This window comes from Candidatus Solirubrobacter pratensis (genome assembly GCF_000425945.1).
GTDB lineage: Bacteria > Actinomycetota > Thermoleophilia > Solirubrobacterales > Solirubrobacteraceae > Solirubrobacter > Solirubrobacter pratensis.
In genome coordinates, this window is the sequence record NZ_AUEK01000008.1 from 383430 (window position 1) to 409466 (window position 26037).

The 26037-nt window shown below is 71.4% G+C and carries 29 protein-coding genes and 1 tRNA gene; 8 read left to right on the top strand and 22 right to left on the bottom strand.

What is annotated here, in order from left to right:
- The first annotated feature begins 22 nt into the window (after positions 1–22).
- The gene (locus H958_RS45055) at positions 23–1492 is read left to right on the top strand and encodes a flippase (protein WP_028058894.1); all 1470 of its coding nucleotides are present in this window, start codon (positions 23–25) and stop codon (positions 1490–1492) included.
- Here the strand turns inward: H958_RS45055 and H958_RS43285 are convergent.
- From H958_RS43285 to H958_RS0112350, 6 genes are read right to left on the bottom strand one after another with little or no spacing between them, the layout of a single operon-like run.
- Positions 1441–2556, bottom strand: a complete 1116-nt coding sequence (locus H958_RS43285) for a glycosyltransferase (RefSeq protein WP_051324156.1) — start codon at positions 2554–2556, stop codon at positions 1441–1443. The genes H958_RS45055 and H958_RS43285 overlap by 52 nt on opposite strands.
- Positions 2553–3383 (bottom strand): glycosyltransferase family 2 protein, encoded by an 831-nt coding sequence (locus H958_RS0112330; RefSeq protein WP_028058895.1) that lies wholly within the window; start codon positions 3381–3383, stop codon positions 2553–2555. The genes H958_RS43285 and H958_RS0112330 overlap by 4 nt, the downstream gene beginning before the upstream one ends.
- On the bottom strand, positions 3376–4212 hold the full coding sequence (locus H958_RS36810; protein ID WP_051324157.1) for a polysaccharide deacetylase family protein: 837 nt from the start codon (positions 4210–4212) through the stop codon (positions 3376–3378). Before H958_RS36810 ends, H958_RS0112330 begins: the two co-directional genes overlap by 8 nt.
- Complete coding sequence (locus H958_RS0112340) at positions 4209–5222, bottom strand: GNAT family N-acetyltransferase (RefSeq protein ID WP_028058896.1); 1014 nt, start codon at positions 5220–5222, stop codon at positions 4209–4211. The genes H958_RS36810 and H958_RS0112340 overlap by 4 nt, the downstream gene beginning before the upstream one ends.
- Positions 5223–5228: 6 nt before the next feature.
- Positions 5229–6065: a JmjC domain-containing protein gene (locus H958_RS0112345; protein ID WP_028058897.1), complete on the bottom strand. Its 837-nt coding sequence runs from the start codon at positions 6063–6065 to the stop codon at positions 5229–5231.
- Complete coding sequence (locus tag H958_RS0112350) at positions 6062–7138, bottom strand: GNAT family N-acetyltransferase (protein ID WP_028058898.1); 1077 nt, start codon at positions 7136–7138, stop codon at positions 6062–6064. Before H958_RS0112350 ends, H958_RS0112345 begins: the two co-directional genes overlap by 4 nt.
- Before the next feature lie 136 nt (positions 7139–7274).
- On the opposite strand from H958_RS0112350, the gene H958_RS0112355 reads away from it, so the two are divergent.
- Complete coding sequence (locus H958_RS0112355; protein WP_028058899.1) at positions 7275–7928, top strand: HAD family hydrolase; 654 nt, start codon at positions 7275–7277, stop codon at positions 7926–7928.
- An 81-nt stretch (positions 7929–8009) separates the two neighbouring features.
- Here H958_RS0112355 and H958_RS36815 read toward each other — a convergent pair whose 3' ends face one another.
- From H958_RS36815 to H958_RS0112390, 7 genes are all read right to left on the bottom strand, one after another.
- Positions 8010–8690, bottom strand: coding sequence for an alkylmercury lyase family protein (locus tag H958_RS36815; RefSeq protein ID WP_051324158.1), 681 nt, complete (start codon positions 8688–8690; stop codon positions 8010–8012).
- Positions 8691–8939: 249 nt separating this feature from the next.
- Positions 8940–9314, bottom strand: coding sequence for a nuclear transport factor 2 family protein (locus tag H958_RS36820; protein WP_051324159.1), 375 nt, complete (start codon positions 9312–9314; stop codon positions 8940–8942).
- A gap of 74 nt (positions 9315–9388) precedes the next feature.
- Positions 9389–10399 carry a zinc-dependent alcohol dehydrogenase gene (locus tag H958_RS0112370; RefSeq protein WP_081685817.1) on the bottom strand — a complete coding sequence of 337 codons (1011 nt, stop codon included), beginning with the start codon at positions 10397–10399 and terminating at the stop codon, positions 9389–9391.
- 89 nt (positions 10400–10488) lie between these two features.
- Positions 10489–11199, bottom strand: coding sequence for a CE1759 family FMN reductase (locus H958_RS0112375; protein WP_051324160.1), 711 nt, complete (start codon positions 11197–11199; stop codon positions 10489–10491).
- Positions 11196–12389 (bottom strand): CE1758 family FMN-dependent luciferase-like monooxygenase, encoded by a 1194-nt coding sequence (locus H958_RS0112380; protein WP_028058902.1) that lies wholly within the window; start codon positions 12387–12389, stop codon positions 11196–11198. The genes H958_RS0112375 and H958_RS0112380 overlap by 4 nt, the downstream gene beginning before the upstream one ends.
- Positions 12390–12427: 38 nt before the next feature.
- Positions 12428–13111: an SDR family NAD(P)-dependent oxidoreductase gene (locus tag H958_RS0112385; protein ID WP_028058903.1), complete on the bottom strand. Its 684-nt coding sequence runs from the start codon at positions 13109–13111 to the stop codon at positions 12428–12430.
- On the bottom strand, positions 13108–14115 hold the full coding sequence (locus tag H958_RS0112390; RefSeq protein WP_028058904.1) for a quinone oxidoreductase family protein: 1008 nt from the start codon (positions 14113–14115) through the stop codon (positions 13108–13110). Before H958_RS0112390 ends, H958_RS0112385 begins: the two co-directional genes overlap by 4 nt.
- Positions 14116–14343: 228 nt before the next feature.
- Here H958_RS0112390 and H958_RS0112395 point away from each other — a divergent pair, with 228 nt between their 5' ends.
- Both H958_RS0112395 and H958_RS0112400 read left to right on the top strand, forming a co-directional pair.
- A complete protein-coding gene (locus H958_RS0112395) occupies positions 14344–16953 on the top strand; it encodes a LuxR C-terminal-related transcriptional regulator (RefSeq protein ID WP_028058905.1) in 2610 nt (869 codons plus the stop codon).
- A gap of 375 nt (positions 16954–17328) precedes the next feature.
- Positions 17329–17400, top strand: a tRNA-Val gene (locus H958_RS0112400).
- Positions 17401–17404: 4 nt separating this feature from the next.
- Here H958_RS0112400 and H958_RS0112405 read toward each other — a convergent pair.
- From H958_RS0112405 to H958_RS36835, 7 genes are all read right to left on the bottom strand, one after another.
- On the bottom strand, positions 17405–18532 hold the full coding sequence (locus H958_RS0112405; RefSeq protein WP_028058906.1) for a tyrosine-type recombinase/integrase: 1128 nt from the start codon (positions 18530–18532) through the stop codon (positions 17405–17407).
- The gene (locus H958_RS0112410; protein WP_156027947.1) at positions 18532–18753 is read right to left on the bottom strand and encodes a helix-turn-helix domain-containing protein; all 222 of its coding nucleotides are present in this window, start codon (positions 18751–18753) and stop codon (positions 18532–18534) included. Before H958_RS0112410 ends, H958_RS0112405 begins: the two co-directional genes overlap by 1 nt.
- Complete coding sequence (locus tag H958_RS36825; RefSeq protein WP_051324162.1) at positions 18735–20159, bottom strand: replication initiator; 1425 nt, start codon at positions 20157–20159, stop codon at positions 18735–18737. Before H958_RS36825 ends, H958_RS0112410 begins: the two co-directional genes overlap by 19 nt.
- On the bottom strand, positions 20156–20503 hold the full coding sequence (locus H958_RS0112420) for a helix-turn-helix domain-containing protein (protein WP_028058908.1): 348 nt from the start codon (positions 20501–20503) through the stop codon (positions 20156–20158). Before H958_RS0112420 ends, H958_RS36825 begins: the two co-directional genes overlap by 4 nt.
- A complete protein-coding gene (locus H958_RS45060; RefSeq protein ID WP_196807328.1) occupies positions 20500–21510 on the bottom strand; it encodes an FtsK/SpoIIIE domain-containing protein in 1011 nt (336 codons plus the stop codon). The genes H958_RS0112420 and H958_RS45060 overlap by 4 nt, the downstream gene beginning before the upstream one ends.
- 317 nt (positions 21511–21827) lie before the next feature.
- The gene (locus H958_RS0112430; protein ID WP_028058909.1) at positions 21828–22076 is read right to left on the bottom strand and encodes a hypothetical protein; all 249 of its coding nucleotides are present in this window, start codon (positions 22074–22076) and stop codon (positions 21828–21830) included.
- Position 22077: 1 nt separating this feature from the next.
- Positions 22078–22428 (bottom strand): hypothetical protein, encoded by a 351-nt coding sequence (locus tag H958_RS36835; RefSeq protein WP_156027948.1) that lies wholly within the window; start codon positions 22426–22428, stop codon positions 22078–22080.
- 95 nt (positions 22429–22523) lie between these two features.
- Here H958_RS36835 and H958_RS36840 point away from each other — a divergent pair, with 95 nt between their 5' ends.
- The 4 genes from H958_RS36840 (at position 22524) to H958_RS0112460 (ending at position 25173) form a co-directional block, all read left to right on the top strand.
- Positions 22524–23168 (top strand): helix-turn-helix domain-containing protein, encoded by a 645-nt coding sequence (locus H958_RS36840; RefSeq protein ID WP_051324164.1) that lies wholly within the window; start codon positions 22524–22526, stop codon positions 23166–23168.
- A complete protein-coding gene (gene cutA / locus H958_RS0112450; protein WP_028058910.1) occupies positions 23165–23515 on the top strand; it encodes a divalent-cation tolerance protein CutA in 351 nt (116 codons plus the stop codon). The genes H958_RS36840 and cutA overlap by 4 nt, the downstream gene beginning before the upstream one ends.
- Before the next feature lie 118 nt (positions 23516–23633).
- Positions 23634–24341: a DUF6338 family protein gene (locus H958_RS0112455; RefSeq protein ID WP_028058911.1), complete on the top strand. Its 708-nt coding sequence runs from the start codon at positions 23634–23636 to the stop codon at positions 24339–24341.
- A gap of 331 nt (positions 24342–24672) precedes the next feature.
- Positions 24673–25173, top strand: a complete 501-nt coding sequence (locus tag H958_RS0112460) for a RipA family octameric membrane protein (protein WP_028058912.1) — start codon at positions 24673–24675, stop codon at positions 25171–25173.
- Here H958_RS0112460 and H958_RS0112465 read toward each other — a convergent pair.
- Both H958_RS0112465 and H958_RS0112470 read right to left on the bottom strand, forming a co-directional pair.
- On the bottom strand, positions 25157–25459 hold the full coding sequence (locus H958_RS0112465; RefSeq protein ID WP_051324165.1) for a DUF7701 domain-containing protein: 303 nt from the start codon (positions 25457–25459) through the stop codon (positions 25157–25159). The two genes, H958_RS0112460 and H958_RS0112465, sit on opposite strands and share 17 nt — an antisense overlap.
- Entirely contained in the window at positions 25456–25833 is a 378-nt protein-coding gene (locus H958_RS0112470) for a TIR domain-containing protein (protein ID WP_028058914.1), read from the bottom strand. The genes H958_RS0112465 and H958_RS0112470 overlap by 4 nt, the downstream gene beginning before the upstream one ends.
- Positions 25834–26037 lie beyond the last annotated feature (204 nt).

Here is a 26037-nt window from a genome sequence, read left to right on the forward strand (position 1 = left end):
TGCGCCGCGCGATACTGCAACGGTGACGGCCGAGTATGTCGAGCCGGCCGGCGCTCCCGGCCGCATCGCGCGCAACGCCGGCGCCCGGGTCGCCGGCGAAGCGCTGGCCAAAGTCGCCTCGCTGGCGTTCTTCGTCGTGCTCGCTCGCAAGGTCGGCCAGGAGGGCTTCGGCGTCTTCTCGTTCGCGCTCGCCTTGACCGGAGCCCTGCTGATCGCCGCGGGCTTCGGCACCGACGACCTCGTCGCCCGCGAGGTGTCGCGGGATCGCGAGCGGGCCGGGCGCGACCTCGCCGACGCGGTGGGCCTGAAGATCTTCACGTCGATCGCCCTGCTCGCCGTCGCCGTCGCGGTCGTGACGATCGGCAACTACACCACGGACGCGCGGATCGTGACGCTGCTGGTCGGCGCCGGGGTGGCGATGGAGGTGCTGTCACGCACCTGGCATTCGGTGTTCCAGGCGCACGAGCGCCTCGGCCTCGTCTCGAGCTGCCTGATCGTCCAGCGCACCGTCACGGCCGTGGGCGGCATCGCCGTGCTGCTCGCGGGCGGCGGGCTGATCGCCGCGTCGGCGATGTTCGCGCTCGGCGCGCTGGTCGCGCTGACGACCGCGGAGGTGATGCTCCGGCGCGAGATCCGCGTGCGCTGGACGCTGCCGACGCGCGCCGGCGCGCTGCGGCTGCTGCGCGCGGGCGTGCCGATCGGCATCGCCGGCGTCCTGTTCACGCTGCTGCTGCGGCTCGACGTCACGCTGCTCTCGTTCCTGAGCTCCAACGCCGAGGTCGGCGTGTACGCGGCGGCCTACCGGCTCGTCGAGGGCTGCCAGTTCATCTCGTGGGCGTTCGGAGCGGCGATGCTGCCGTGGTTCGCCCGCACGCGCAACGCCCCGCTGCTCGAGCGCGGGTTCATGCTCGGCCTGAAGTTCGAGGCCGGCCTGCTGCTGCCGGTCGGACTCGTGTTCACGCTGTTCGCGCCGTCGATCGTCCACCTGCTGTACGGGGACGGCTTCGACGGCGCAGTCGTGCCGCTGCGGATCCTCGGCTGCACAGTCGCGGCCTACGGACTGCAGTCGTTCGCCGGCGTCGTGCTGATCGCCTGCGACGCGCCGCGCGCGCTGGCCGGCAACGTCGCGATCGTGTGCGTCCAGAACGTCGTGTGCAACGCGATCGCGATCCCGCTCGCGGGCGCCGTCGGCGCCGCCGCCGTCACGCTCTCCTCGAGCCTGCTGCTCGCCACGCTGGCCGTCTGGCAGGCGAGCCGCCGGACCGGCGGGCTCTGGCCGGTGCGCTCGTTCGCGGGGCCGCTGCTGGCGGCCGCGGCGATGGCGCTCGTGGCGCTTGGCCTCCCGCTGCCCGCGATCCCCGCCGGTGCGCTCGCGCTGCTGGTCTACGCCGCGCTGCTCGCCGCGTTCGAGCGGCTGATGTTCCCCGAGGACATCGGCTCCTACCTGCGCGCGGTGCCGCGGACCTGGCGCCCGCGGCTCGCCGAGCGGTAGACGTCCTGCAGGCGCGCGACCGCCGCGTCGAGCGAGAACGTCCGCGCCCGGGCGCGCCCGGCGGCGGCCATCCGCTCGCGCCGGCCGTGATCGTCCAGCAGCTCGCCGAGCGTGCGCGCGTACGCCTCGATGTCTCCGGGCGGTACCAGCGCGCCCGCGCCGCCGAGCGTGTCGGGCAGCGCGGGGACGTCGTAGGCGAGCACGGGCGTGCCGACGGCCATCGCCTCCGCGGCCACCAGGCCGAAGCCCTCGCCGCCGCCGTAGACCCCGCCGCGCGGCAGCGACGGGACGACGACCACGTCGGCGCCGGCCATCAGCCGCGTCGCGTCGTCGCGGTAACCGAGCAGCGTCGCGCCCGCCCCGGCGGCGCGCTCGCGCAGGCGCTCGGCGTACTCGTGCGCGTGCCGGTCGGGCGCGCCGACGAGCGCGACGCGCAGCCCGGGCCGGCGCAGCCGCGCCGCCGCCGCCACGGTGTCGAGCTGTCCCTTGGTCGGCACGAGGCGGCCGACCTGCACGACGACCTCCGCCTCCGGCGGCGCGTCCAGCAGCGCGAGCAACTCGCGCCGGGCGGCGTCGCGCGGGATGTCGTACGCGGGCACGCCGTTCGGGACCACGTGGACGTCCCCGTGCGCGAACGTGGCCGTGACGGTCGGTGAGACGCCGGCGATCGCGGCGCAGCGCGCGCCGATCCAGCGCGCGAGCGGCCCGTCGAACGAGGTGTCGTGCTTCATCCAGACGATCGGGACGCCGGTCCCCGTCAGCGCGAGCGCGCAGCACAGCGCGGCCTTGCCGCCGTCGGCGTGGACGAGCTCCGCGTCCCCGGCGCGCAGCACCCGCCGCAGCCTGACGGCGGCCGGCAGGATCCCGAGCCGCGCCGGCGTCGGAACCAGCCAGGTGCGGTGGCCGAGCGCCGCCAGCCGCGGCAGCGCCGGACCGTCGTGCAGTGCGACGACGCCGCGGATCGCATCCGGCGGGAGCGTGCGCAGGATGCTCAGCAGGTAGCTCTCCTGCCCGCCGAGCTCGGAATGCGAGGCGACGAACGTGACCGGCGGGTACCGCGTCACGCGCGTCGTGTCCCGATGCCGGCGCGGTCGAGCAGCGGCTTGACCAGATGGGCGCCGCGCAGCAGCCGGCGGTCACCGAGCAGCACGGGGTAGGCGAGCCGGCGCAGCGCGGGCAGCGTGCTCGCGCGCCGGTGCGCCGCCAGCTCGGCGAACAGCCGCGGGTGGCCTGCGCGCAACGCGGCGTAGAGCGCGGCGTGGCGCCGCTGCGCCGCGGCGTTGACGCCCGGCGCGTGAAGCCGGCGGCGATAGGCGACGCCGCCGAGGTGGACGATCCGCTCGCCGCGCTCGGCCAGCGTCATCCACAGGCCCCAGTCCTCGTAGCCGCGCGTGCCCGGCAGCGGGTCGCGCCATCCGCCCGCGCGCTCCAGCGCGGCGCGCCGGTACAGCGCGGTGATCGGGTAATCGTTGTTGAAGGCGACGCGGTACGGGTCGAGCGTGTCGGGTATCGCGCGGATCGCGCTTGCGGTCCCGAACTCCTCGTAGTCGCCGACGCAGGCCGCGGCGGCGGGTGCGCCGTCGAGCCTGTCGGCCATCGCGGCGAGCGCGCCGGGCACCAGGAGGTCGTCGGCGTCGAGCGGGAGGACGTAGGGCGCCGCGGTCGCGGCCAGGCCGTCGTTGCGGGCCGCGGACGGGCCGCCGTTGTGGACTCGCCGGATCACGTTCACCCCGTGCCGCTCGAGCTGCGCGAGCGCCGTCGTCTCCGTCGACGCGTCGTCCACGACGACCAGCTCGATCGGCTCCCATTCGCGGATCGAGCGCACCGCGTCGAGCACCAGCTCGGCCGCCTCGAAGCACGGCACGACGACGGCGACGCGCGGCTCAGCCATGGCGCTCGAGCAGCTCCCACCCGCGGCGGCGCAGCGTCCGCGTGGCGCCGCGGGCGACGCGCACCGGCGCGCTGTCGAGCAGCGGGTCGTAGCGGCCGAGCAGCTTGAGCGTGAACGAGGCGAGCCGGTCCTTGCCGGAGATCGCGGTGCGCTCGAGCGTGAGCGGCGACCAGTCGCCGTAGCCGATGCCGGTCACGGCCGATGCGAAGCCCGCCTCGCGGACCGCGTCGACCGCCTCTGGACCCAGGTGGAAGTACGGATAGGCGAACGAGACGACCGGCGTGTCCGTGAGCTCGCGCAGGACCGTCCGGCTGCCCATGACCTCACGCCGGCAGCCCTCCGGGCCGACGAGCGACAGGTCGGGGTGCGTGAGCGTATGGGCGCCGATCTCGACGCCGTCTCGTGCGCACGCCACGACCTCCTCCGGCGTCATCATGCGCACGCCGGAATCCGGCGCCAGCCACGGGTTGGGCCGGCCCATCAGCCCGGTCGTCACGTAGATCGTCGCGGGGATGCCGTAGTCGCGGAGCATCGGCAGCAGCGCGTCGTAGTTGTCCGCCCAGCCGTCGTCGAACGTCAACGCCACGAGCCCCGGCAGCGGCGGGCGGCCGTGCGCCGGCCCGCTCTCCACCAGCTCGGACAGGGTCACGAACGCAAAGCCGGCATCGCGCAGGAGCTCGATCTGCCCGCGCAGCCGGCGCGGCGAGACGCGCAGGAAGCGCGGGTCGATCCGGATCGAGGTCTCGCCCACGCCGTGGTAACAGAGCGCGAACGAGCGCTTGCGGCGCTCGGCGGCGAGCACCGTGCGGGCGAGCTCGCGCGTGATCACGCCAGGGCCCTCTTCACCCGGCGGGCCGCCATGTCGCCGAGCACGAACGGCAGGCGCGGGCCGGTGAGCGGCACGACGGCCGACACGAGCGCGTCCTCGCCGGTGGCGAAGCGCTGCTTGTACGGCTGCGCTCCGGGGCCGAGGTCCAGGCGCTCGTCGCCGCGCGCGATCGCGTCCTCGACCGCCTTGAGGATCACGACCTGGGCGGGGTGCTCGCGAGCGAATGCGGGGTCGAAGCCGCCGAGCCAATAGGTGACGTGGCCGCCGGCGGCGAGGAAGAGATGCGAGGAGATGTCCCGGTCTTCGGCCGCGAGCGTGAAGAGCCGGAGGCGCTCGGCTCCGAGCCGCGCTCCGGCCTCGACGAGCATGGCCTCGACGCCGGGCGTGAGGACGCCCGAGCCGCCGCGCGGATCCCAGCGCAGCCGGTGCAGGCGGGCGAAGGCCGCGACGTCGGCCTGCTCGCAGCTGGTCCGCAGCCGCGCGCCCCGCTCCTGGAGGCGGCGCCACGCGCGCCGCATCTGCTGGCGGAAGTTCGCGCTCCGGCTCGCGGGCCAGTCCGCGCTCAGGCGCAGCTCCGGCACGGGGAGGCGCAGCGTCACGCGCGGCGCGTGCAGGCCGCGGCCGCCGAGCAGGCTGGGCCACGGAGACGCGGCGGGGATGCCGTCGAAGGCGATCGCGTCTCCCCGCAGCGCCCGCGCGATCCGCGGAGCCGCTTCCCGCTCGCGCCCGGCCCGGCACAGGACGTCGACGCCCATCGAGGTGCGGGCGCCCATCAGCCGCAGGCGCCGCACGCCGTGCTCGCGCGCGGACACGAAAGGCGCGATGGCCACGGTCTCGGCGCCGTCGCGGACGACGACCACCTGTGGACGCACGTCCTCTGCGGCGTGGCGAAGCCACGCGAGCAGCCACGCCGGCGCGGCGACGGGGCGGCGCGCCGCGACGGCGAGCTCGTCCCAGGCGGCGGCGTGGGCCGCCAGCCCTGCGGGCTCGTCGATGACCTCGGCGATCACGGCTCGCTAGCGGCGGATCCGGCCCGCGACGCCGCGCACGCCGCGGGCGACGCCGGCCTTGATGGCGTCCGCGCGGGGGCGCCGGCCCGGGCTCGCCGGCGAGAGGCCGAGGCGGCGCAGGGCGGCGTTGGCGGCGTGGGCGCGCTCGAGCGTGTCCGTACGCGGCGTACGCCACGTGATCGAGAGCGAGATCGAGACGTCGGGGCCGTTGCGCACGAGGTGGGGCGCGTAGACGGGCATGTAGACGCCGTCGCCGGGTCCGAGCGGGAACTCCTGCGCGTCGCCGAACATCGCCTCGACGTTGCGGTGGCCGCCGGTGACCTGGCGCTCGAGCTCGACCTGGCGGGTGCGCTCATCCGGGAAGCGGCCGACGACCATCGTCTTCGTGCCGCTCACCTGCAGGAGGAAGTTGTGCTCCGGATCGACGTGCGCCGGGGTGACCGAGTCCGGAGCGGACAGGAAGATGAAGCCCTCCCGCCGGCGCATCTCGCCTTCGCGGTCGCCGACCAGCGGCACGACTTCATCGAGCGTCTCGTGCAGCAGGCTGCCGTAGTCCGGATCGGTCTCGATGTTCTTGAGCACCATCCAGCAGCCGTTGGTGTGGATCCCGCGCGCGATCGCCCCCGGCGACGCGTCCAGCCGCGGCGCCTCGCCGCCCGGGAGCAGCTCCGGCACCTTGCCGAGGTTGTGCTCGACCTGGGCGGCCGGCAGCGCGTCGGCAAGCTGTGCGATCCGCTCGAGCGCGAGCAGCGGATGCTCGACAAGCGCGTGGTGGATGGCGTAGGGAGCGCGCGCGAAATGCGTCTCGAAGCCGCTCGGGTCGATCTGGAGCACTGTGGTCATGGTTGCCTTCCCAGCCCCCGCCTGGCGCGGAGCGCTCCCCGGATCGCCAGCCGCGATGCCCGGCCGAGCTCGTGCGCGCTCGGAACGAGGACGGTGGAGATCCGACGGCGGCCCCGCCACAGCCGGTTGATCATCTGATTGTGGACCCAGGCGCACGAGTCTTCCCACGTGACGCCGGGGGTCTTCTCGAAGATGTCGGCATTCTCGCGCTCGAGCTGAATTCCCGGCGAATAGCGGGCGAATGTCTCATCGTGGGCGATCTTGAAGCAGAACACGCCGTCGCCGGCGATCACGTTGCACTTCATCGCGACCGGCTCGCCGGCCACCTCGAGGGAGAGCAGCTGCAGCCGGCCGTCGGCGGCGAACGTGCGCGCCATCTCGCCGAAGAACGCGCGATGGCCGGCGCTGGAGAGCGCGGTGCCGGCGCGTCCCTTCCAGCCCGACGCCTCGAGCGCGAGGAACTGCTCGACGGCCCCTGCGTCGCTCGCGCGATCGAGGATCTGCACGTTCCCGCCCGCGGCCTCCTCGAGCTGCCGTCGCTGGCGCCGCAGCTCCCGTGCGCGCTTGGAGGTAAGGGTGACTTGGCCGGCTTCGCCGCGGTAGAGGGCGGCGCGCTCGCCCTGCTCGTACAGGACCGCGCCGAGCTCCAGCTCGGCCAGCGCCTCGGTGAGACCGCGCGCGACGGGCCCGTCCTCGCCGAGCAGCTCGAGCGCGAGGAAGCCGGTCCGCTTGTCGAGCAAATGGGCGAGCAGCGCCCTCCAGGCGGAGGTCACGCGATCGGCGGCGATCAGCGGCGTCCCGAGATAGCAGTGCGTGTGGACCCAGTTGAGCACCGCGGGCCCGGGGACCTTGCGGAAGCGCGCGCTCCGGACGACCGGCATGCAGGCGGTCCACTCGTCCCCGTCGGTTGCGATCAGCAGCCGCGTCTGGTGATCGGTGAGGTTGCGCGCGGCCGGATACACGAACGCGGGCTCGTAGAACGGGTTGGGCTCCGCCGCCGTCGCGGCCAGGTGGCGCCAGCGCTGGACATCGGCCGCATCGAGGCTCGCAAGGGGACGGACCTCGACACGCATCCGGCGCACCCTAGCTTCCGCGGCGGCCCGGGGAGACGGTGCCTGCCGCTGGTCGCGTCGGAGATTGAGCGCGACCTGGGCGTCGGTTGAGAAGGCCGGCTCCGGATGCCGGGCGAGCGGTCGATTACCCGGATCGATGGAGCAGGCGCGCTACGTGATCTTCGATCTCGACGACACGCTCGTGCACTCGCCGGCGGTGCGGACGGCGTTCGCCACCGTCGCGCGCGAGCTGGGCGCGGACCGCGACTTCATGTCGGACCTCCTCGATGCCATGCCGGGACGTCCCGCGTTCGAGATCTTCGAGGCCCTGGGGCTGCGCCGGTCCGCCGCCCGCGCCGCGGCCGGCCGGTTCCTGAGCGTGCTGCACGAGCTCAACGACGAGCTTCCGACGGTCGCCTACCCCGACGCCGCCGACACCCTGCGAGCGCTCGAGGCCTCCGGCTCGACCCTGATGCTCTCCACCGGCTCCTCCCCCGCGCGGGCGCAGCGGGTGCTCGAGCAGGAGGGCTGGGACGCGTTCGCGCTCGTCCTCGGCTCCGAGCGCGACTGCGTCAAGGGCGCGGCGCACTACGAGACCATCACGGCCGAGGCGCCGACGCCGGACTGGGCGTCGCATGCCGTCACGATCGGCGACAGCCCGCGCGACATGCGGCTGGGCGCGGAGTTCGGCGTGCGCGTGCGGATCGGCATCGACCGCGACGGCGACGCGACGGCGCTGGTCGAGGCAGGCGCGACGCACGTCGTCTCGTCGCTGTCGGACGTCCTGCCGATCCTCGGCGCCGCGGCGTAGCCCTTTTGGGCCTGCCGCGCGATCACCACACCGTCCCTCCGTTTGCCGGCGGCCGCTCGCCCGTCGCGCGGTGCCCACGCATCATGGGAGAGCCCAGAACGGCCCGGTCAGCCCGACGTCCTCGAGCAGCCGCTGATTCTGGGCGCGGGAGTGCGGCTCCCAATTCGGGTCCAGGCGGTCTCCGTACCAGGGCAACGCGAGGCGCCACAGCGTGTGGAGGCCCGTCACATAGCCGGGAGCCGCGCCGGTCTTGTCGCGCCAGGCCTCGACATGCTCGGGCGAGCAGAACGTCCGGATGTTCGTGCACGTCGCGACGACATCCTCCCACCACTCGGCGGCCGGCCGGGGGAGCCGCACGACATACGACGCCTCCGGCGCTTCGGTGTCCGAGGCGGCGTAGCGAAGCTCCGCACCGCAGCTCGGGCACACCGTCAGGATCTCCAGCCTTTCCTTGAGCGCCGCCACGATCCCGAAGCTGTCCCACGCGCACCCGCCCCACCAGAACCGGTCCCCGGCACGCAGGACGAACCCCATCGGCCACGCGGAGAACGGATGCGCCATCCGAACTCCGTCGCCCGCGCGCGTGAGCACGAGCGCGTGCATGTCGTGCAGCTCGCGCAGCGCCGCCTGCGCCGCGCTCGGCGCCAACCCGAGGCCCGCGGCAAGCTCCGCCGGCGACGGAGCGCGCCCCTCCCGAGCGAACGTCCCGTAGACCTCCGCGCGCACCATCCGCGCCTCCGGCGTCATCGCCACGCCTGCCATCGAGCCGCGCTCCTTTCCCGTTCAACCGCCTGAACCGTAGGACGGCGCCCGGCAGAAGCTCCGCCGACGATGCGGACGGCGGCGGACTCGGTGGCGGTGGTGCGGGTCTCGGGCATCGCGTTGGTCTCCTGTCGGGTGATGGGGGCGCTGCTGGTCCCCGACATCCGGCGCGCCCGGCTGATCGCGCCTCCTGTGATCCGTGTGATCGCGACGTCGAGTGATCAGCGCCGCGATCGCGCTCGACGGGCGCTACCCGGCATAGACCGGGGCGATGTCCATGTAGACGCGGTAGTCCGCGATCCGGCCGCCCGAGAGGCGGAAGATGTTGCAGCAGGGAAGCCGGATCTCGCTGCCGTCGAGGCGCCGGTAGTGCACGGTCATCTCGAGCACGACCGCCTCGCCGACGTCCCACGCCTCGAGGATCTCGTGCCGGAACCCGGCGACCGAGGCCAAGGACGCCTCGACGGCGGCGATGAACGCCTCCTTACCGACGATCGCCTCCTGGCTGCCGAACTGCAGCCTGACGTCGTCGGTCATCAGCGCGGCGAGCGCGGCGACGTCGCCGGCGTCGAGCGCGGCAGCGGCGCCGCGTGCCAGGTCGAGGGACTGCGGGAGCGTGGTCATGTCCCGGATCGTCCGGGCCGCCGGGGTGATCGCGCGTGGCGTGATCCGGGTGATCGCCCTGCTCGTCGCGCTCCTCAGCCGTTCGGCGCCACCAGGACCTTCATCGTCCCCGCCTCGCGCAGCAGCTCGAACGCCTTCGGCGCCTCCTCGATGGGAACGATCGCGGTGGTGAGGTCGGCCACCTCGAGGTCGCCCTCGGCCAGCAGCTGCGTGACCTCGTCGAACTCGTCGACGTAGGTGAACGACCCCTGGACACGGAGCTCCTTGAGGAGGATCACCATGGGATCGAGCCCGGCATGCACGCCGCCGCCGACGACGATCATCGTGCCCTGCGGTTGCAGCGCGGCGAGGCCCATGCGCGTGCCGTGCTCGTTGCCCGAGCACTCGATGACCACGTCGACCGCCAGCGCCTCGACGGCCTCCCGCTCGACGGCCGGGTCGAAGACGCCATCGACCTTCGAGGCGCCCGCATAGCTGCGGCGCTCGGCCGACGGCTCGGCCAGCCACACGGAGGCGGCGCCGAAGTGCCGCGCGAGGCGGCAAGCCAGCTGCCCGATCGGTCCGCCGCCGACCACGAGCACCGAGCGGCCCCTCAGGTCGCCGGCGAGCCGGACCGCGCGCAGGGCGGTGGCGGCCGGCTCGATCCAGCCCGACTCGACGCGCCCCATGTTGTCGGGGATCGCGTGCAGCGTCTTGGCCGTCGTCACGAGCTGTGGCGCCAGTCCACCGTCGGCCTGCATGCCGACAGCCAGCTCGAGCGTGGCCTGCACGCAGTGGTTCGGCCGTCCCGCGAGGCACTGCTCGCAGGTGCCATCGGTGTTGCCGTTCGGGTTGACGCTCGCCCGCCGGCCGACCTGCCACTGGGTGACGCCGGGGCCGACTTCGCGGATCCGTCCGACGGCCTCGTGTCCGAGGATGTGCCCGGCGGTATAGACCTGTGTCAGGTCGGCGGCGTGCAGGTCGCTCCCGCAGATGCCGCAGAGATCGATGTCGAGCAGGACCTCGCCGGGTCCGAGGGCCCGTGCCGGCGCCGGCCGCTCCTGGAGCTCGATCGCGCGGTCGTCGGTCAGCACCATGGCGTGCATATCGGTCACCTTGCGTTGGTGATCTTGATCAACATGATGCCGATCATCGGCTCATTCGTTGATGAGGAGTCGTCACTTCGATCGGGTGATCACGCGACGCGGCCGCCGGCCGCGAGGCGCATCAGCGGCGCGTCGAAGTCGATGTCGTCCGCCGTACGTTCGGCACGCGTGGCGTTGCCGGCGAACTGATGCTGGTAGGCAGACCAGCCGCGATCGGCGATCTGGCCGGCGACCCCGGCGCGCAGCAGGACCGCGATCTCGCGTGCGGCTCGGGTGATGCGCTCGGTCAGCTCCGTGGAGCTCCAGTCCTCCGGTGCGGCGAACAGGGAGGTCGGCACGGTGATGGCACGCATGTACGCGAACAGCGGTCGAAGGTGATCGTCGACCACGAGGGCGTGCCGGGCGCTGCCGGCGGTCGCGGCGAGGAGCACGGGTGTCGCGACCAGCAGGTCGTTGTCCAAGAGGTCGACGAACGACTTGAACAAGCCGCTGATGCCTGCCTTGTAGATCGGCGTGGCGGCGATGACGGCGTCCGCCGTCGCAAGCTCCTCGATGGCGGCGGCCAACGCATCGCCCGGGAATCCGGCGACCGTAGCTCGGGCGATGTCGACGGCGAGAGGACCGACCTCGATGACGCTCAGCGCGCCCGGGGGCCCGCCGTCGCCGAGCGCGTCGAGGGTCGCTTGGGCGGCGCGGTCGGCGAGGAGACGGGTCGAGGATCGCTCGCTTGTCCCCGCGGTCACGACGACGACGTGCGTCACCTCGGCGTCGGGCCGGCGCGTGGCGGCCAGATCACTCATGCGCGACCTTCGCCGGCGCTCGGCACGGGCGCACGGTCGCTGTCCTGGTAAGGCGAGGCACCGGTGAGGTTGTCGCCTCGGTTCGGGTTCGGCCGCGGTCGGCGCGGCTCGGCGTCTCCGTACTTGGCCCTGACGAGGGTCCCGTGCGTCGGGGCCTCGGCCACGCCGGGCATCCTGCGAGCCTCCATCTCCCTGCGCAACACGGGCACCACCTCCGTCCCGAGCAGCTCGACCTGCTCGAGCGCCATCTCGAGCGGCAGCCCCATGGCGTCGATGTTCCACAGCTGGCGCTGGTAGTCCCCGAACCCCTCGCGGAAAGAGAGCGTCTTCTCGATGACCTCCTGCGGGCTGCCGACGCTCAGTGGCGTTGCGTTCATGAAGTCCTCGAGCTCGTAGCTCGTGCCATAGATCGGGAAGCCCTCGAAGTAGGGGCGAAAGGCGCCGACCGCGTCCTGCGACCGCCTGGCGATGAACGCATGCCCACCGAGTCCGACGATGGCCTGCTCGGGCGTCCCGTGGCCGTGGTGGGCGAAGCGCCGCCGGTACAGCTCGACCAGCGGCCGGAAGTGGAGGTTGGGCGCGAGGATGTTGTTGGCGAAGTAGCCGTTGCCGTAGTAGGCGGCCTGCTCGGCGATCTCCGGCGTGCGGATCGCGCCGTGCCACACGAAGGGCGGGACGTCGTCCAGCGGCCGCGGGACCGACGTGAAGCCCTGCAGCGGCGTTCGGAAGCTGCCGTCCCAGTTGACCACGTCCTCGCGCCAGAGGCGGTGCAGCAGGTTGTAGTGCTCGAGCGCCAGCGGCAGCCCCTTGTTGATGTCCTGCCCGAACCAGGGGTACACCGGGACGGTGTTGCCGCGTCCCAGCATGAGGTCCACGCGCCCCTTGGCGAGGTGCTGCAGCATCGCGTAGTCCTCGGCGATCTTCACCGGATCGTTGGTCGTGATGAGCGTCACCGACGTGCTCAGCACGATCCGCTGGGTGAGGGCCGCGATGTGCCCGAGCAGCGTCGTGGGCGACGACGAGAAGAAGGGCGGGTTGTGGTGCTCGCCGATCGCGAAGACGTCGAGGCCGACCTCGTCGGCACGCTGCGCGATGCGCGCGATGGCGTCGATGCGCTCCGCCTCGCTTGGCGTGTGGCCGGAGACCGGGTCGCGCGTGATGTCGCTGACGGAGAAGATGCCGAACTGCATGGGGGGCGGGTCAGCTCGCGCAGGATGACCGTGCATCATCACGACAGGACCAGCCCACCGTCGGTGATCAGCGTCTGGCCGGTGAGCGCCGCGGAATGGCGGCCGGCAAGGAAGCCGACGGTCTCGGCGACATCGTCTGGGATCAGTGGGCGCGCGAGCGCCTGTTGGGACGCAACCGCCTCGAACTCGGCCTCGGGTATGGCACTCGTGCCCGGAGTTCGGGTCAGCCCGGGCGCGACGGCCATCGCGGCGATGCCATCGGGTCCGAGAGCCTTGGCCAGCGACCGGGTGATCCCGACCAGAGCGCCCTTGCTCGCGACGTACGCCAGAAGGTCCGGGCTCGGCGGGCTCCAGAAGGTGTTCGAGACGACCGAGATGATCCGCCCGAATCCTCGCTCGCGCATCCCGGGCGCGAACGCCTGGGCGAGCAGCAGGAGCGACTCGACGTTGACCGCCTGGACATGGCGCCAGGTGTCGGGCTCGAACTGGTCGATCGTGAACCGGTCGAACGCGGCGGCCGCGTGCACCAGGACGTCACAACGGCCGTGGAGGTCGAGCACCCTTCGGGCGGCGTCGCGGACCTCCTCGGCGCTGCCGAGGTCGCACGAAAGCTCGGCCGCGCGGTCCACGACGACGACCGTGTGGCCGTCCTCCTCGAGGCGGCGGGCGATCGCCCCGCCGATGGCTCCCGCGCCACCCGTGACCACCGCGACGCTGGTCATGGCTTGAGCACCAGCTTGCCGGTCGACTCGCCGGTCTCGAGCAGCCGGTGGGTCTCAGCGGCCTCGGCCAGCGGGAACGCCTGGATGGGCGGGCCGGCGATGGTGCCGTCGGCGATCCAGCCGATGAGTCGCTGCAGCGCACCGATCGTCGGCGCGAGGCGGTGCTCGAACCAACTGGTGAGGTTGAAGCCGAAGATGGCCTGGCCGAGCGCCGGTGCGTAGAAGACCTCGTCGAGGTCGGCGCCGTTGACCTTGCCGGCGCGTCCGGCGACGGCGCCGAAGACGATCATGCGGCCGAACGGCGCGAGGATGCGGGCGGTCTGGCCGAGGTGCTCGGGGCCGGTCATCTCGAGCGCGAGGTCGACGCCGCGGCCGTCGGTGAGCTCGAGCACGTCCTCCGTCCACGCGCCTCCGCGGTAGTCGACGGCGTGGTGGGCTCCGGAGTCGAGAGCGATCTGGCGCTTCTGTGGGGTGGAGGCGCCGGCGATGATCGTGGCGGCGCCCAGCGCCTTGGCGATCTGGACCGCGTAGCTGCCCAGGCCGCCGGCGGCGGCGGGGATGAAGACCGTGCTGCTCGTGCCGACGTGGCCGACCTCGGTGAGCATGAGCGTGGCGGTGAGGCCCACGGCCAGCAGGCTGGCGGCGACGTCGGGGTCCATGCCCTCGGGGGCGGGGATCACGTTGGCCTGCTGGGCGACGGCCAGCTCGGCGTAGCCCCCGTTGGCGTAGGGACCGGCCGTGGCGAACACCGTGCTGCCGACCGGCGGGCCCTCGACGCCCTCGCCGAGTGCGACCACGGTGCCGGCGACCTCGATGCCCGGCGTGAAGGGCAGCGGGCTCGGCAGGTCGAACGGGTCGCCGCGGCGGCGGACGACGTCTGCGAAGTTGACGGCGGCGGACTCGACCCTTATCAGGATCTCGCCGGGTGCGGGCGTCGGGTCGGGGATCTCGGCGAGCTGGAGGACCTCGGGTCCTCCGGTCTCGGTCATCTGGATGGCTTTCATGAAGGTTGCTCCGTCGTTGAAGACGTCTTGGTCATGGTCTGAGTGCTCTCACGTCGTCGAGTACCGCGAGATGCTGGTTGGACCGCGGGTGAGGAGCGCTCGTCCAGATCGGGTGATTGGCCGGTCTCGACCTCGGCTACGGTGGCCAGGTCCATCCATGACCGTGATGTGTGAGAAGAGCGCCTGATGGCCAACGGCCCGCGTGCAAGCCGTCGCGCATCGGCCGTCGTGTTGCCGAGGGCCGACCTCGTCGCAGCTCTGGAGCGAGCAACGACCCACCGGGTCACGGTCATCTCGGCTCCCCCAGGGAGCGGCAAGACGTTCCTCTTGCGCCAGTGGGCGGACGTGACGGTCGCGTCGCGGCGCGTCGTCACGGTCGCGGTGCGCCGTGGCGAGCGCAACGCCCAGGCCTTCCTGCTCGCACTGTTGCAGGCGATCGTGAGCCGCCTGGCCGACGGCGTCGTCGAGCCCGAGATCGCCGCGACGCCCGAGTTCGATCCCGCGGCGATCGTCGAGCGGATCCTCGAGGCGCTCGTGCGCATGGACGACCAGCTGGTCATCGTGATCGACGACGTGCACGAGCTCGACGCGCCGGAGGCCTACAGCGCGTTAAAGGATCTGATCGAGCGCCTGCCGCCGGACGTCCGCGTCGTCCTGTCGAGTCGCCGGGATCCGCGGCTCCGGCTGCATCACCTGAGGCTCGAAGGCGAGCTGGTGGAGATCCGCGCGTCCGACCTGCGCCTCAGGCCGGACGAGACGAAGGAGCTGCTCGCCGGCGCGGGCGTCGACCTGGCCGAGGCTGACGCGGCGATCCTGCACGAGCGAACGGAGGGATGGGCGGCCGGTGTGCGCCTCGCGGCGATCGCCCTGGCCGACCACCCGGATCCCGGCGCGTTCGTCGCCGCCTTCTCCGGGAGCGACCGAACCGTGTCCGAGTACCTGCTGGCCGAGATGCTCGAGCGCCAGCCCGAGGAGTCCCGGCGCCTGCTCCTGCGCACGTCGATCGTCGATCGCGTGAACGGATCGCTCGCCGACGTGCTGACGGGCGGCGTCGGCTCCGAGGCGACGTTCCGGGCCCTGGAGGACGCCAACGCGTTCGTGGTCTCGCTGGACCCCGGGCGGACCTGGTTCCGCTACCACCATCTCTTCGGAGATCTCCTGCGGCTCGAGCTGCGGCGCACCGCCCCGGACGAGATCGCCGAGCTGCACCGCCGCGCCGCGACGTGGTTGGAAGAGCACGGGCTGCCGGTAGAGGCGGTGCGCCATGCGCAGGCGGCCGAGGACTGGCCGTGGGCGACGAGGCTCCTTGTCGACCACGCGCTGAGCCTGTCGCTCGATGGGGAGCAGCCGGTGATCGAGGCGTTGTTGAAGGCGTTCCCGCCGGCGGCGCTGGACGCGCACTCGGAGCTCGCGATCGTCCTCGCGTCCGACCAGCTCGAGCGCGGGTCGCTGCTCGAGGCCGAGGGCTACCTGGCGGTGGCCGAGCGCGAAGCCGCGTCGGTCCCCGCCGAGCGACGCTCGCGCTTCGACGTCGCGTTGGCGGCCGCGAAGGTGTCCCTGGCCCGGCGCCGGGGCGACTTCACCGACGTCATGAAGCAGGTCGAGCTCTTGGCACGGCGGGACGGCGTGCGATCGTCGGCCGACGTCGCGCTCGGCGGAGAGCTGCGCGCGGTGGCGCTCATGGACGTCGGCATCGTCGAGATGTGGTCGCTGCGGCTCGACGAGGCCCGCGATCATCTCCTGGAAGCGGCTGAGCTGGCGCATCGGATCGGCCGTCGCTATCTCGAGGTGGCAGCGCGCGCACACCTCGGCTTCGCGTCCAACGGGTCCTCGTTCGCCTTGGGCCGGGAGCGCTGCGCCGAGGCGATCGCGCTCGCAGACACGTACGGGTGGGGGCGGGACCACGTGATCGCGGTGGCCCTTGCCGCCTACGCGGGCGTGCTGACGTTCTCCGGCGAGTACGCACGCGCCGAGGCGCTGCTGGAGACCGCCGACACCGCGCTGCGCCCCGACGTCGAGCCGGCGACGGCGCTGTTGCTGCGGCTGAGCCGCGGGATGTGGTGCTGCGGCACCGGGCGTTGGGGCGAGGCGGTGGCGCAGTTCCGGGCGGGCGAGCAGATGCAGGCGTTGCTCGTGACGCAACACGCGCTCGCGGCGCAGCTTCGCGGCTTCCGGGTCGCCGCGCAGGTGCGCATCGGGCTGCTCGACGAGGCGCGGTCGTCGGTCGCGAACATCGAGCGTGACGATCCGCTCTGGGGTGAGTCGCTCACCGCGGTCGCGACCGTGCGCCTGGCCGAAGAGAAGCCGCAGGAAGCGCTCGACGCGCTCGCAGCGATCTTCGCGGGCAACGCGCCCATCATCCACGAGTTCACGGCGGTCCAGGCCAAGATGCTCGCCGCGCGGGCGTGGGTCGAGCTGGCGGACCGCGCGGCGTCCGAAGCGGCCGTCGAGGACGCCCTCGACCTCGCCGAGCGTGACCGGCTCGTGCTGCCATTCACCATGGCGGACGGTGGCGAGCTGCTCGCGCGCCACCCGCGTCACGGCACCGCCCACGCAAAGCTGCTCACCGACGTCGTGCAGATCCTCGAAGGTGGCGTGGTGACGGAGGCGTCCCAGGTCGACCCGCTCAGCGAGCCCTTGAGCCGCGGGGAGTTGCGCGTGCTCGGGCATCTTCCGAGCAACCTGTCCGCGCCCGAGATCGCAGCCGAGCTCTTCGTGTCGGCCAACACGGTCAAGACCCACATGCGCCACATCTACAGGAAGCTCGGGGCGCACAACCGCTCCGAGGCCGTGCGACGGGCGCGCGAGCTCGGTCTGCTCAGTCGCCGCACCCGCTGAGCCGACGGACGCTGCGCGACCGCCCGGTCCCGCCGGGGTCGGGTCCCGCTAGCTCCCCGACGAGCTTCTCGCACGGACTCCGTCCGCGCACCGGCCTTGACGACGGCCCCGCGCCCGTCGGGGCCCTTCCTCGAGAAGGAGCTCTCCATGAGCCACGGCATCACCAGAGCGACACGGGTGCCACAGTTCTCGCCGCAAGTCCCTCGCCTCGCGCCCTCCGGCTAAACTGCCACCGAGGACGGTCCGGTGCAAGCCGCTTTCTGCGGCCGTTGGGAAAGGCGGATGATCCGCTCAACCCAGGGGTGGCCGAGGGGGAGCACAGGGAAGTCGCGTCGTCAAGTTGTCGTGACGAAACAGATCGTTTTGCAGGCCCGAGGGCGCGTAGCTCAGTGGGAGAGCGCTCGCTTCACACGCGAGAGGTCGCAGGTTCGAAACCCGCCGCGCCCATCCCTCACGAACCGCGCTCCGGCGCGGTTTCGTCGTCTTCGGGCTCGGTGTCGTCGTCGAGGTCGTCCGGATTCGTGCCCACTACGTGCCCATTGGCCTCGTCGTAGGCGTCGAGCAGCTCGCGATCGTTCCCGTCGGCGTCGCGCGCGAGATGCCCGTAGGTCGCGTCGATGACGGCCACGCTCGTGCCCATCCGGCGAGCGAGCGTGAAGATGCTCATGCCGGCCGCGAGGCTCCACGTCGCGAAGGTGTGCCGCATGTCGTAGATGCGCCGGTGCTCGATGCCGGCCGCCTTGAGCGCCGGCGTCCATTCGCGCGAGCGCCAGTTGTTGATGTCGATCCGGCCGCCCTCGACAGCCGGGAACAGCGCGCCTTCGCGGCGCGGCAGCGTCTCGAGCGAGGCGAGCACCTTGCGGCGGATCGGCACGCGCCGGCGCGAGCGGGCGGTCTTCGCGTAGGTCTTCAGCTTGCCTTTGGCGTACGCGCGGCGGATCGTGAACACGCCGCCGACCAGGTCGACGTCGGTCCAGTCGGCGCCGAACGCCTCCTCGGGCCTGGCTCCGGTGCCTACACCGAACACCGCCACCGGACCGAAGGGCCCGAGCTCGGCCGCGACCACATCGACCTCATCCCAGCTCTCGAACGGCACGAACTCCGGCCGCGGGTGCTGCGGGTTCTTCACGTCGAGCGCCGCGTTGCGCTCGATCCACTGCCACCGCACCGCGGCCGCGAGCACCTGGCGCAGCGCACGATGCGCGCCGTGCCGCATCGTCTCTGGCATCTTGGCCCGCCAGCGCGCGATGTCGAGCGCGTGCAGCTCCCCGATCGGCTCGTCGCCGAAGCGATCCGTGGCCTTGATCAGGTAGTACCGCAGCCAGCTCTTGCTCGACGGCGCGCCCTGGTACTGCTCCAGGAACGCGTCGACGAGCTGCTGCAGCGTCACGTCGGGCCGGTAGAGCGGGCCGAGCCGCGCCTTGCGCAGCTCGTCGTCGAGCACGTCCTTGGCCTCACCCTTGGTGCGGAACCCGCCCTTCTGTCGGCGGATCCCGCGCGCGTCACGCCACCGGATCGCCCAGCCGGCCTCCGTGCGCTTGATTTCGCCCGTCCTCGCGCGGCCCCGCGGAGACGGCATCAGTCCCGGCCTTCGATCAGTGCCGCCTCGATCTCGCTCCACCGGAACCGCACCGGACGACCGCGGCCGATGCGCAGCCGCCTGCCCGGAAGGACGCCCTCCTCGAAGTAGCGGAGGACCGTGCACGGAGCGATCCGGAGCCGCTCGGCGACCTCGCGGGCCGTCAGAAATTGCTCGAACTCAGCGAGCGGCGCAGGGGCGCTCACTGTGGGGTCGTGCATGCCTGCTCCCTTCGGAGTGAGTGGTGGTCGGCGAGCGCTTCGACCGCCGCCAACCGGTCTTCACGGCGTTTCTCGCGTCCCTTCTCGGCCAGCCAGTCGTCAAGAGCTGTGATGTGGCCCTGACCGACGAAGTCCATGAACACGAAGCGGTCGCCGCCGGCCGCGATCGCGAGTTGCGTCGCGTCCTTGGTTCGCGCGAGCAGCTCCTCATGCACGAACGCCTCGCGCGCTTCGCGCAGTGCCTTGAAGGTCGTCGAGTAGCGGCGGCTCTTGGTGAGGCAGTGGCCGCGGTAGCCGAAGGCGTGCGCGGTCTTGCCGAGCCGCCGATCGCTCGCGTGGCCGTCGAGCACGAAGGCGCGACGGAGGTACTCGCGCACGTGCGGGCGCACGGGGAGCGCGTCGACCTCGCGTTCGGTCACACGATGCAGGACGCCGCCGGCCTGCTCGGTCGCCTTGGTCGCGTACTTGGCCAGATACCGCGCGCACCGCTGCGCGTCGAACGACTCGCCGACGCGCTGGATGTCCAGCTCCGGCCCCCACGTGACGCGGCCGCCGCCGAGCTCGTCGGACATGGGCGCCGAGACCGTTTCGACGGTGCCGCGGATCGTCTGCTCGAGCAGCTCGAGGTCGAACTCGCGCGCGGGCGGGTGCAGCTCGTGCGCGCGGTACTTCGGCATCGCGCGGTCGAGGCGGATCACGACGTGCAGATGGATCAGTCCGCGCCGCTGGTACTCGGCGACCTTGACGTAGGAGAACCGCACCAGCCGCTTCAGCCGCTTCTGCGTCCGGCGCGTCAGGTGCGCCATCGTGCGCGGCAGGTAGATGGTCGTGCGCCGCCACAGCTCGCCGAGCAGGTTGTTCCACAGCAGCGCGCCGTCATGGTCGAAGCACTCCAGGCAGATCGGTTCCCCAAGACACGGGTCGTCCTCGGCGTGCACCTTCCCGCAGCTCAGCCGCACGCCGTGCGGGCAGGTCTCGGCGTCGCGCCGCGGCCGGCAGCGCCGACCCTCGCCCGGGCACGTGTGCACGAAGCCGAACGTCGGCGCGGTCAGGGTCAGGAACACGAGCGGATGGCCCGCCACGGTCTCCGGCACGCCCTTGCCGCCGCGCAGCCCTGCGCCGATCAGATGGAGCGCGTCGTACCGATACCGCTCAGCGCACGACGGGCACACCGCCTCGCGACGGTTCCCACACGCCTTGCGGAGCACGCCGTCCGGCTCGCCCGCGGTCGACCACACCCGCTTCTTCCCGTGCGCGTCGCACGTCTCGATCCGCCCACGCAGTCGGATCGGGCGCGCACAGTAGTTCGCGCTCCGCAGCTGCTTCTCCAGCTTGGCGATGTTCGCCTCGCCGGCGCGCTCGACGAACGCGTCGAGCAGCTCGGGCGTGATCGCGGCCGCGGTCATGCTGCGTCGCGGATTTCGAGGGCTGCGCGGAGGACGTAGACCTCGGCCTCGAGTTCGCGGATGCGTTCTCGGTAGCGCTCCTGCTTGGGCTTGCGGCCGGCGAGGTACATGCGTGCGTACTTCTCGGCGTGTTGGCGGGTGCAGAAGCGGTGGTTGCCGCCGTTGACGCGGAATGCGCTGCCGCAGAGCTGGCAGTTGCGGTACTCGTGCCATTCGCCCTCGTCGCGTATCCAGGCGGCGATGGTGCTGCGGGGGACCTGGAGTTGCTTGGCGATCTGGCGGATCGAGTGCCCGTCGACGCGTAGCCGGTGCGCGTTCGCGCGGTTGCGGTCGCGCTGTCTCATGACGGTGTCTCCGCGTCGAGCGCGGCGTCCATGCGGATCAGCAGCGCGCGTCGGGCGAGCTGGTCGATGGCCTGGTCGTCGAGGTAGAAGCAGCGCAGCCGGACGGGCACGCCGTCCTCGGCGAGCAGCAGGCCGATGCCGCGTTGGGTGGGCGCGATGGTCGCGGCGGTGTGTCCGAGGCTCGCCCAGCCCTGGCCGAGGATCGTGTCGGAGGCCTGCGGCGTCGTGCACCGAAGCGCGAGCCGGAAACCGAACAGGTCGCGCAGCGCGGACGGGACGACGTCGGCCGCGGGCTTCTGGGTGGCGGCGATGACGATGACGCCGGCGGCGCGGCCGCGGGCGACGAGGTCGCGCAGCAGCTCGGCGAAGCGCGTGCGTTGCTTCCGGTCCTCGGCGGTCAGGTAGAACGCCAGCTCGTCGCACGCGATGGCGTGCAGCGGGAGTCCGGCGTCGCGCGTGATCTTGCGCACGCCGGTAGCGAGTAGCTCGCGGTAGCGGCGTTCCATCTCGTCTCGCACCGCTTGGAGCAACGCGATCGCGTCGTCGAGGTTCGGGCCCGCCAGCCGTTCCGCGCACGGCTGCCACGCCGCCAGCTCAACGAGCTTGCCGTCGAGCAACCACAGCTTCACGGTGGGGTCCATTGCCGCGGTGGCGAGCACGAGACTCATCGCGGCGCTCTTTCCCGCGCCGGGCTCGCCACCGAGGAGCAGGTTGCGCTCGGGCAGCGAGACCGTGACCGTGCCGCCCAGCTCGTCGACGCCGACCGGGAACGCGTCCCACAGCGACAGCGGGCAGGTCGCGTCCGCCCACGGCCCGTCCGCCGTCACGCCGTCCAGCGGATCGCGCCGGACCAGCAGCGCGGTGCCCCAGGCCGCGTGCTCGGGGTCACGGTGAACGCGGACCTCACGCGTGCCGAAGCAGGCGGCGAGCTGCTCGGCGTGCGCGGCGACCGTCGGGATCGACGAGCCGCGCGAGCAGCGGATGCGGACCAGCTCGCCCGCAGGCACCTGCCGCACACGGCGCGCGGAGACACGAGGGAGACCGACGTCAAGCCACGCCCGACGCCACGCCCGCCGCACGCGATTCGCCTTCAGCCACCGCCACAACGCACGACGCGCACCCGGAGACACGATCACCGCAGCGACGGTCGCGCCGACGACGACCCCAGCGCCGACATTGCCGAGCGGACGGGAGACCAGCCACCACGCGACCAGCGGCACGCCGACAAGAGCCAGCTCGAGCCGACAACGCCACACGCCGCCGAGCAGCTCCACAACGAACCCCGCCCACAAGTCCGCCACCGTCTCCCGCCGCCGCATCGTCATCACGCTTGGCCGGTCGACTCCCGCGCGGCGAGCAGCTCGTGCACGTCGGCGCGCAGCCGGTCGACGCGCTCGGCCGCGGCCGTCGCCGAGGCGGCGAGGTAGCGCAGGTCCGCCGAGCTGCCGACAAGCACGAGGTCGTCCGCGGCGCCCATGATCTCGACCCACAGCACGCCGCGCCCGTCGCCGCGCACGATCGGCAGCGGCTCGATCCGGCCGACGTCTGACAGGTTGACGCCGAAGAAGACCATCTCAGGCCGCCGCCTTCTCCCCGCCGGCCGGGCGCAGCTTGGCCGAGTGGATCGCGGCCGCGCGGAACGACATGCCCGTGCGGTCCTCCATCTTCCACGGCTGCGCCGTCATCCCCTCGACCCGGACCATCTCGCCCTGCGCCACGCCCGGGTCGCCGACGATCGAGACCTTGATGACCTCCGCCTCACCGTCGCCGAGCGCGACCAACTGCACACCCCACAGCACTTCGCCGTTGGTATCGGTGCGCGGCGCACGACTCTCGCGCGGCTTGTCCGCCTCGAACTTGCGCAGCGGCTCAGCCGCGGCGACGACGAGGAACTGCAACCGGCTCGTATCGATCGGCAACCTCACGACGTACGACCTCCTAGTCACTGCATGGACGACGAATCCGTCCGCCACCGTAGCGACTAATCCGTCATCTTGTCAATGACGTATCCGTCCGTATCATGACCCGTGCCTTGGAAGCCAGCGAAGAACAGCCCCACTTCGGCGACGTCATCCGCCGCCTCAGGCAAGAAGCCGGCCTCTCCCAGGCCGGGCTCGCGGCGGCGGCCGGCATCCACCTCCGCCAGATCCACCGCTACGAAAGCGGCGAGCAACAGCCCGCTCTCGGCGTCGCCCAACGCATGGCCTCAGCACTCGGCGTCACGCTCGACGAGCTCGCCGGCGGCTCAAGCGACCGCGTCACGCTCGACGGCACCTGGTGGGCCGCCTGGCAGACGTTCAGCGACGGCCAGCAGATCATCGCCACCCAGCCCGTCGGCCTCAGCCAGCACGGCTCCACGATCTCCATCGAGGCGCTAGAACGCAGTACCGAGAACGAACGCGGCGGCTACCTCTGGCGCGGCGAGCTCCGCCTCTGGGACGGCCAAGTCCTCATGGGCTACTACGCCGCCGCCGACGGCAACGTCCGATCCAAGGGGACCATGTTCTTCATCCTCCACGCCCAAGGCGAACACGCCCACGGCCGCTGGGTCGGCCTCTCCTACGACGGCCCCGTCATCAGCGGCTACGCAACCCTCGCCCGCACCCAAGACGCCGCCCAGGCGGCCATGACCCGCCTCCTCGACGAAGCCCAGGCGCCGGCATGACCGATACCGACCAGCTCGTCGAAGTCACGATCACCGCACCTGACCGCGACTGGCTCATCGACCTCTGCCACCAGCTCGTCGACGCCCGCCTCGCCTCCTCCGCCCACGTCATCCACCCCGTCACGAGCATCTACCGATGGGACGGGTCCGTCCACGAGACCACGGAGGCCCGCGCGTTCCTCCGCTCCCGAGCCCTTCTCCTCGACGAGGTAACCGCCTACGTCGTTGAGCGTCACCCGTACGACGTACCCAACATCACGGCGGTGGCTCTCATCGGCGGGAACGGCGCTTATCTCTCCTGGGTTCGCGCCGAAACCGTCCGCAGGACGCGTCAGCCGAAGACGTAGGGCGCGCGACGGTCGGACCCGCTACCACCGCGGCCGCGTTCTGATCGTCAGCCCTCGCTTTCAGCAACGTCGGGGCGATCCGCGCAACGTCCGGCCGATCGCGTAGACCTGGGTCGCGATGCCGACGCCAGCGACTGGGACCGCCCTGCTCATTCTCATCGGGTTTGTCCTACCGGGCTTCGTAGCCGTCCTTCTCAAAGAGCGACTGTATGAAGTCCGCGGTGAGGAGACGGCCTTCGATCGGTTGCTCACGACCGTCTACTACTCGCTGCTCGTCTACTTGCTGCCGGCGCTCTGCGTGATCCTGCTCGACGTGGTGGGCGTCCTCGACCGCGACGAACTCTCTCGCTTTCTGCGCGGTGAGGCTGCAATCTGGCTAACAGCCCTCGTTGCCCTCGCGGTCCTGCTCGTGATCCCCGCTCTCGCGGCCCTCGCAGCGTGGAGATGGATGGGTTCCGGCTTGCGTCGGCGTCTGTTTGACTCGAGTGAGCGGCTGAACGCCGAGCACCGGACCCAGACCTCTTGGGATTTCGCGTTCAACCATGAGCAGGATCTGCTGCTCGTCATCGAGCTCAATGACGGCGATCGCATCGCGGGCTACTACGGAACACGAAGCCATTCCGGATACGGAACGAGGACACGTGACCTCTTTCTTGAGGAACGCTGGGATATCTCCGATGACGACGGATCGATAAGCCCGCCGCCCACCGAACGGCGCAGCGTGGGCATCTGGATCGAGGCGTCCAACATCCGTCTGATCGATCACTACGCTATGAGCGATGAACACAAGCGAGACATCGAGGAACGGTCGCCCGACCGCACCTAGCTCACCGCCTCGGTCGGCGCCTCCAGGCACAGAGGAGCGCGGACGTCAGCCGACGGTTACGCACACCAAGCCGACGGCACCGGTTCCGATCGCCAAGCCCGTCAGCAAGGGCGAATAGACGACATGGCGGAGAAGCGCCCCCGCCCGCCCACGCCGAAACCCGCCCCTGGAGGCCGCGGTAAGAAGGAAGCTGGGCGTCAGCCGACGAAGTCGCATCCGAGACCGACAGGCCCGGTCAATGTCGCTCCCCCGTCGAGCAAGTCGCCGGGCAAGTAGGCGCCTACGCTACTGAGGCCTCGGCACCGCCGCGGCACGAGCCAGAATATTGCGTGTGGCCGGCGGTTCGTTCAGTCGAAGTCGCGCCGATTACGGCGAGAACTTCGATGCGCACACGCTCGAGCAATACAAGCTGTTTGTCGAGACCGAGGAACGCCTGGTGTCGCGACGGCAGGAAGAGAATCGGTTCTTTCTCTCGATCAACGCACTCGTGGTCACTGTCGTCGGCGTGCTCCTGCGGCAGGGCATCTCGGACAAGCAGGCCTCGGTCGGTATCACGCTGTTGGCCATGGCGGGTCTCGCCCTTTGCGTCGCGTGGTTCTCGATCATCGGCTCCTACAAGACCCTCAACCGCGCGAAGTTCGATGTCATCGAGGAGTTTGAGGCGCAGCTTCCCGTCCGCATGTTCGGCGCCGAGTGGGACGCCGCCGAAAGCCGCGGCTACAAGCCGTTCACCTTGATCGAGCGACGTGTGCCGTTCATCTTTGGCGCCCTCCACGTGGTCATCATCGTGGTCGGCCTCCTCGGAATCTTCGGAGTCATCGAGACCGGTTGATCACGCTCGCGACGGCCACGATCGCGCGGACGAACGGCTCATCTTGGCGTTGCTGATCCGCGCCCAGCATGGCGTACGGCACCAGGGCTTGGTGATCAGGGTCTTGGTCCACTATCCAGGCGCACCATGCGTCATGAACATCCTCAGCTGAAACGTCCGTGCCCTTCACTAGCGCGAGCACGGCGTACAGACGGAAAAGGCGCAGATCGTCATCGGTCCCAGGTCGCTGAGTCGCAGGGACGAGTTCGCAGATCTCCGTCGCAATCGTCGAGATGTAGTCGCTCACCAGCGGTTGAGCTCACGAGCGATTGCCGAGAAGTCCCATCGAGTTACGCGTGAAGTCGCGATCCCCGTTGGGACCCGGTACGTCTTGTCCGAATTAATCTGGACGCCGAAAACCGGGTGGCCCTGCCGCGTCGTCTCAGCAATCTCCCAGAGGACCGCGTCTGATGCGTAGGTCGTCGGTCCGATCAGCACGATCGTCCCTCGCGTGAGTGCGATTCGGGCCTTTGCGTTCGTCTTCCACTTATTCTCGAACGGCTCCTTGATCGAGTAGTCCACGAACTCGAAGCCGATGCCCTTCTGGCGCGCATGCTGGCGCAGGAAGTCGCGGGCCCAGCGATCTTCCATTTCGAAGCTGACGAAGGCACGATGGGCCACGAGCTAAGCCTCGCACGACGTCCGGACGGGTGAAGAGATCCTCTACAGCATCAAGGGCGGCTCGCTTCGCTCGCCGCCGGCGCCCGCTGCGGGCGGCCGCAGGCGGCCGTCCTCGCGGACGCCCACGACCGTCTTCTCGGACGCCCACAACGCACACATGCGCGCGCGGTCGCGTGGCGCGACTCGGCGCCCAGGGCGGCTGCG

Bases quoted from the DNA above. Each gene is read 5' to 3' on its own strand.
- H958_RS36825 (WP_051324162.1), bottom strand. From the start codon at position 20,159: ATGACCGCGGCCGCGATCACGCCCGAGCTGCTCGACGCGTTCGTCGAG.
- H958_RS0112355 (WP_028058899.1), top strand. From the start codon at position 7,275: ATGGAGCAGGCGCGCTACGTGATCTTCGATCTCGACGACACGCTCGTG.
- H958_RS0112375 (WP_051324160.1), bottom strand. From the start codon at position 11,199: ATGAGTGATCTGGCCGCCACGCGCCGGCCCGACGCCGAGGTGACGCAC.
- H958_RS0112350 (WP_028058898.1), bottom strand. From the start codon at position 7,138: ATGCGTGTCGAGGTCCGTCCCCTTGCGAGCCTCGATGCGGCCGATGTC.
- H958_RS0112380 (WP_028058902.1), bottom strand. From the start codon at position 12,389: ATGCAGTTCGGCATCTTCTCCGTCAGCGACATCACGCGCGACCCGGTC.
- H958_RS0112370 (WP_081685817.1), bottom strand. From the start codon at position 10,399: ATGCACGCCATGGTGCTGACCGACGACCGCGCGATCGAGCTCCAGGAG.
- H958_RS0112385 (WP_028058903.1), bottom strand. From the start codon at position 13,111: ATGACCAGCGTCGCGGTGGTCACGGGTGGCGCGGGAGCCATCGGCGGG.
- H958_RS0112330 (WP_028058895.1), bottom strand. From the start codon at position 3,383: ATGGCTGAGCCGCGCGTCGCCGTCGTCGTGCCGTGCTTCGAGGCGGCC.
- H958_RS36820 (WP_051324159.1), bottom strand. From the start codon at position 9,314: ATGACCACGCTCCCGCAGTCCCTCGACCTGGCACGCGGCGCCGCTGCC.
- H958_RS36840 (WP_051324164.1), top strand. From the start codon at position 22,524: ATGACCCGTGCCTTGGAAGCCAGCGAAGAACAGCCCCACTTCGGCGAC.
- cutA (WP_028058910.1), top strand. From the start codon at position 23,165: ATGACCGATACCGACCAGCTCGTCGAAGTCACGATCACCGCACCTGAC.
- H958_RS0112345 (WP_028058897.1), bottom strand. From the start codon at position 6,065: ATGACCACAGTGCTCCAGATCGACCCGAGCGGCTTCGAGACGCATTTC.
- H958_RS0112455 (WP_028058911.1), top strand. From the start codon at position 23,634: ATGCCGACGCCAGCGACTGGGACCGCCCTGCTCATTCTCATCGGGTTT.
- H958_RS36815 (WP_051324158.1), bottom strand. From the start codon at position 8,690: ATGGCAGGCGTGGCGATGACGCCGGAGGCGCGGATGGTGCGCGCGGAG.
- H958_RS0112405 (WP_028058906.1), bottom strand. From the start codon at position 18,532: ATGCCGTCTCCGCGGGGCCGCGCGAGGACGGGCGAAATCAAGCGCACG.
- H958_RS0112430 (WP_028058909.1), bottom strand. From the start codon at position 22,076: ATGGTCTTCTTCGGCGTCAACCTGTCAGACGTCGGCCGGATCGAGCCG.
- H958_RS0112390 (WP_028058904.1), bottom strand. From the start codon at position 14,115: ATGAAAGCCATCCAGATGACCGAGACCGGAGGACCCGAGGTCCTCCAG.
- H958_RS0112420 (WP_028058908.1), bottom strand. From the start codon at position 20,503: ATGAGACAGCGCGACCGCAACCGCGCGAACGCGCACCGGCTACGCGTC.
- H958_RS0112410 (WP_156027947.1), bottom strand. From the start codon at position 18,753: ATGCACGACCCCACAGTGAGCGCCCCTGCGCCGCTCGCTGAGTTCGAG.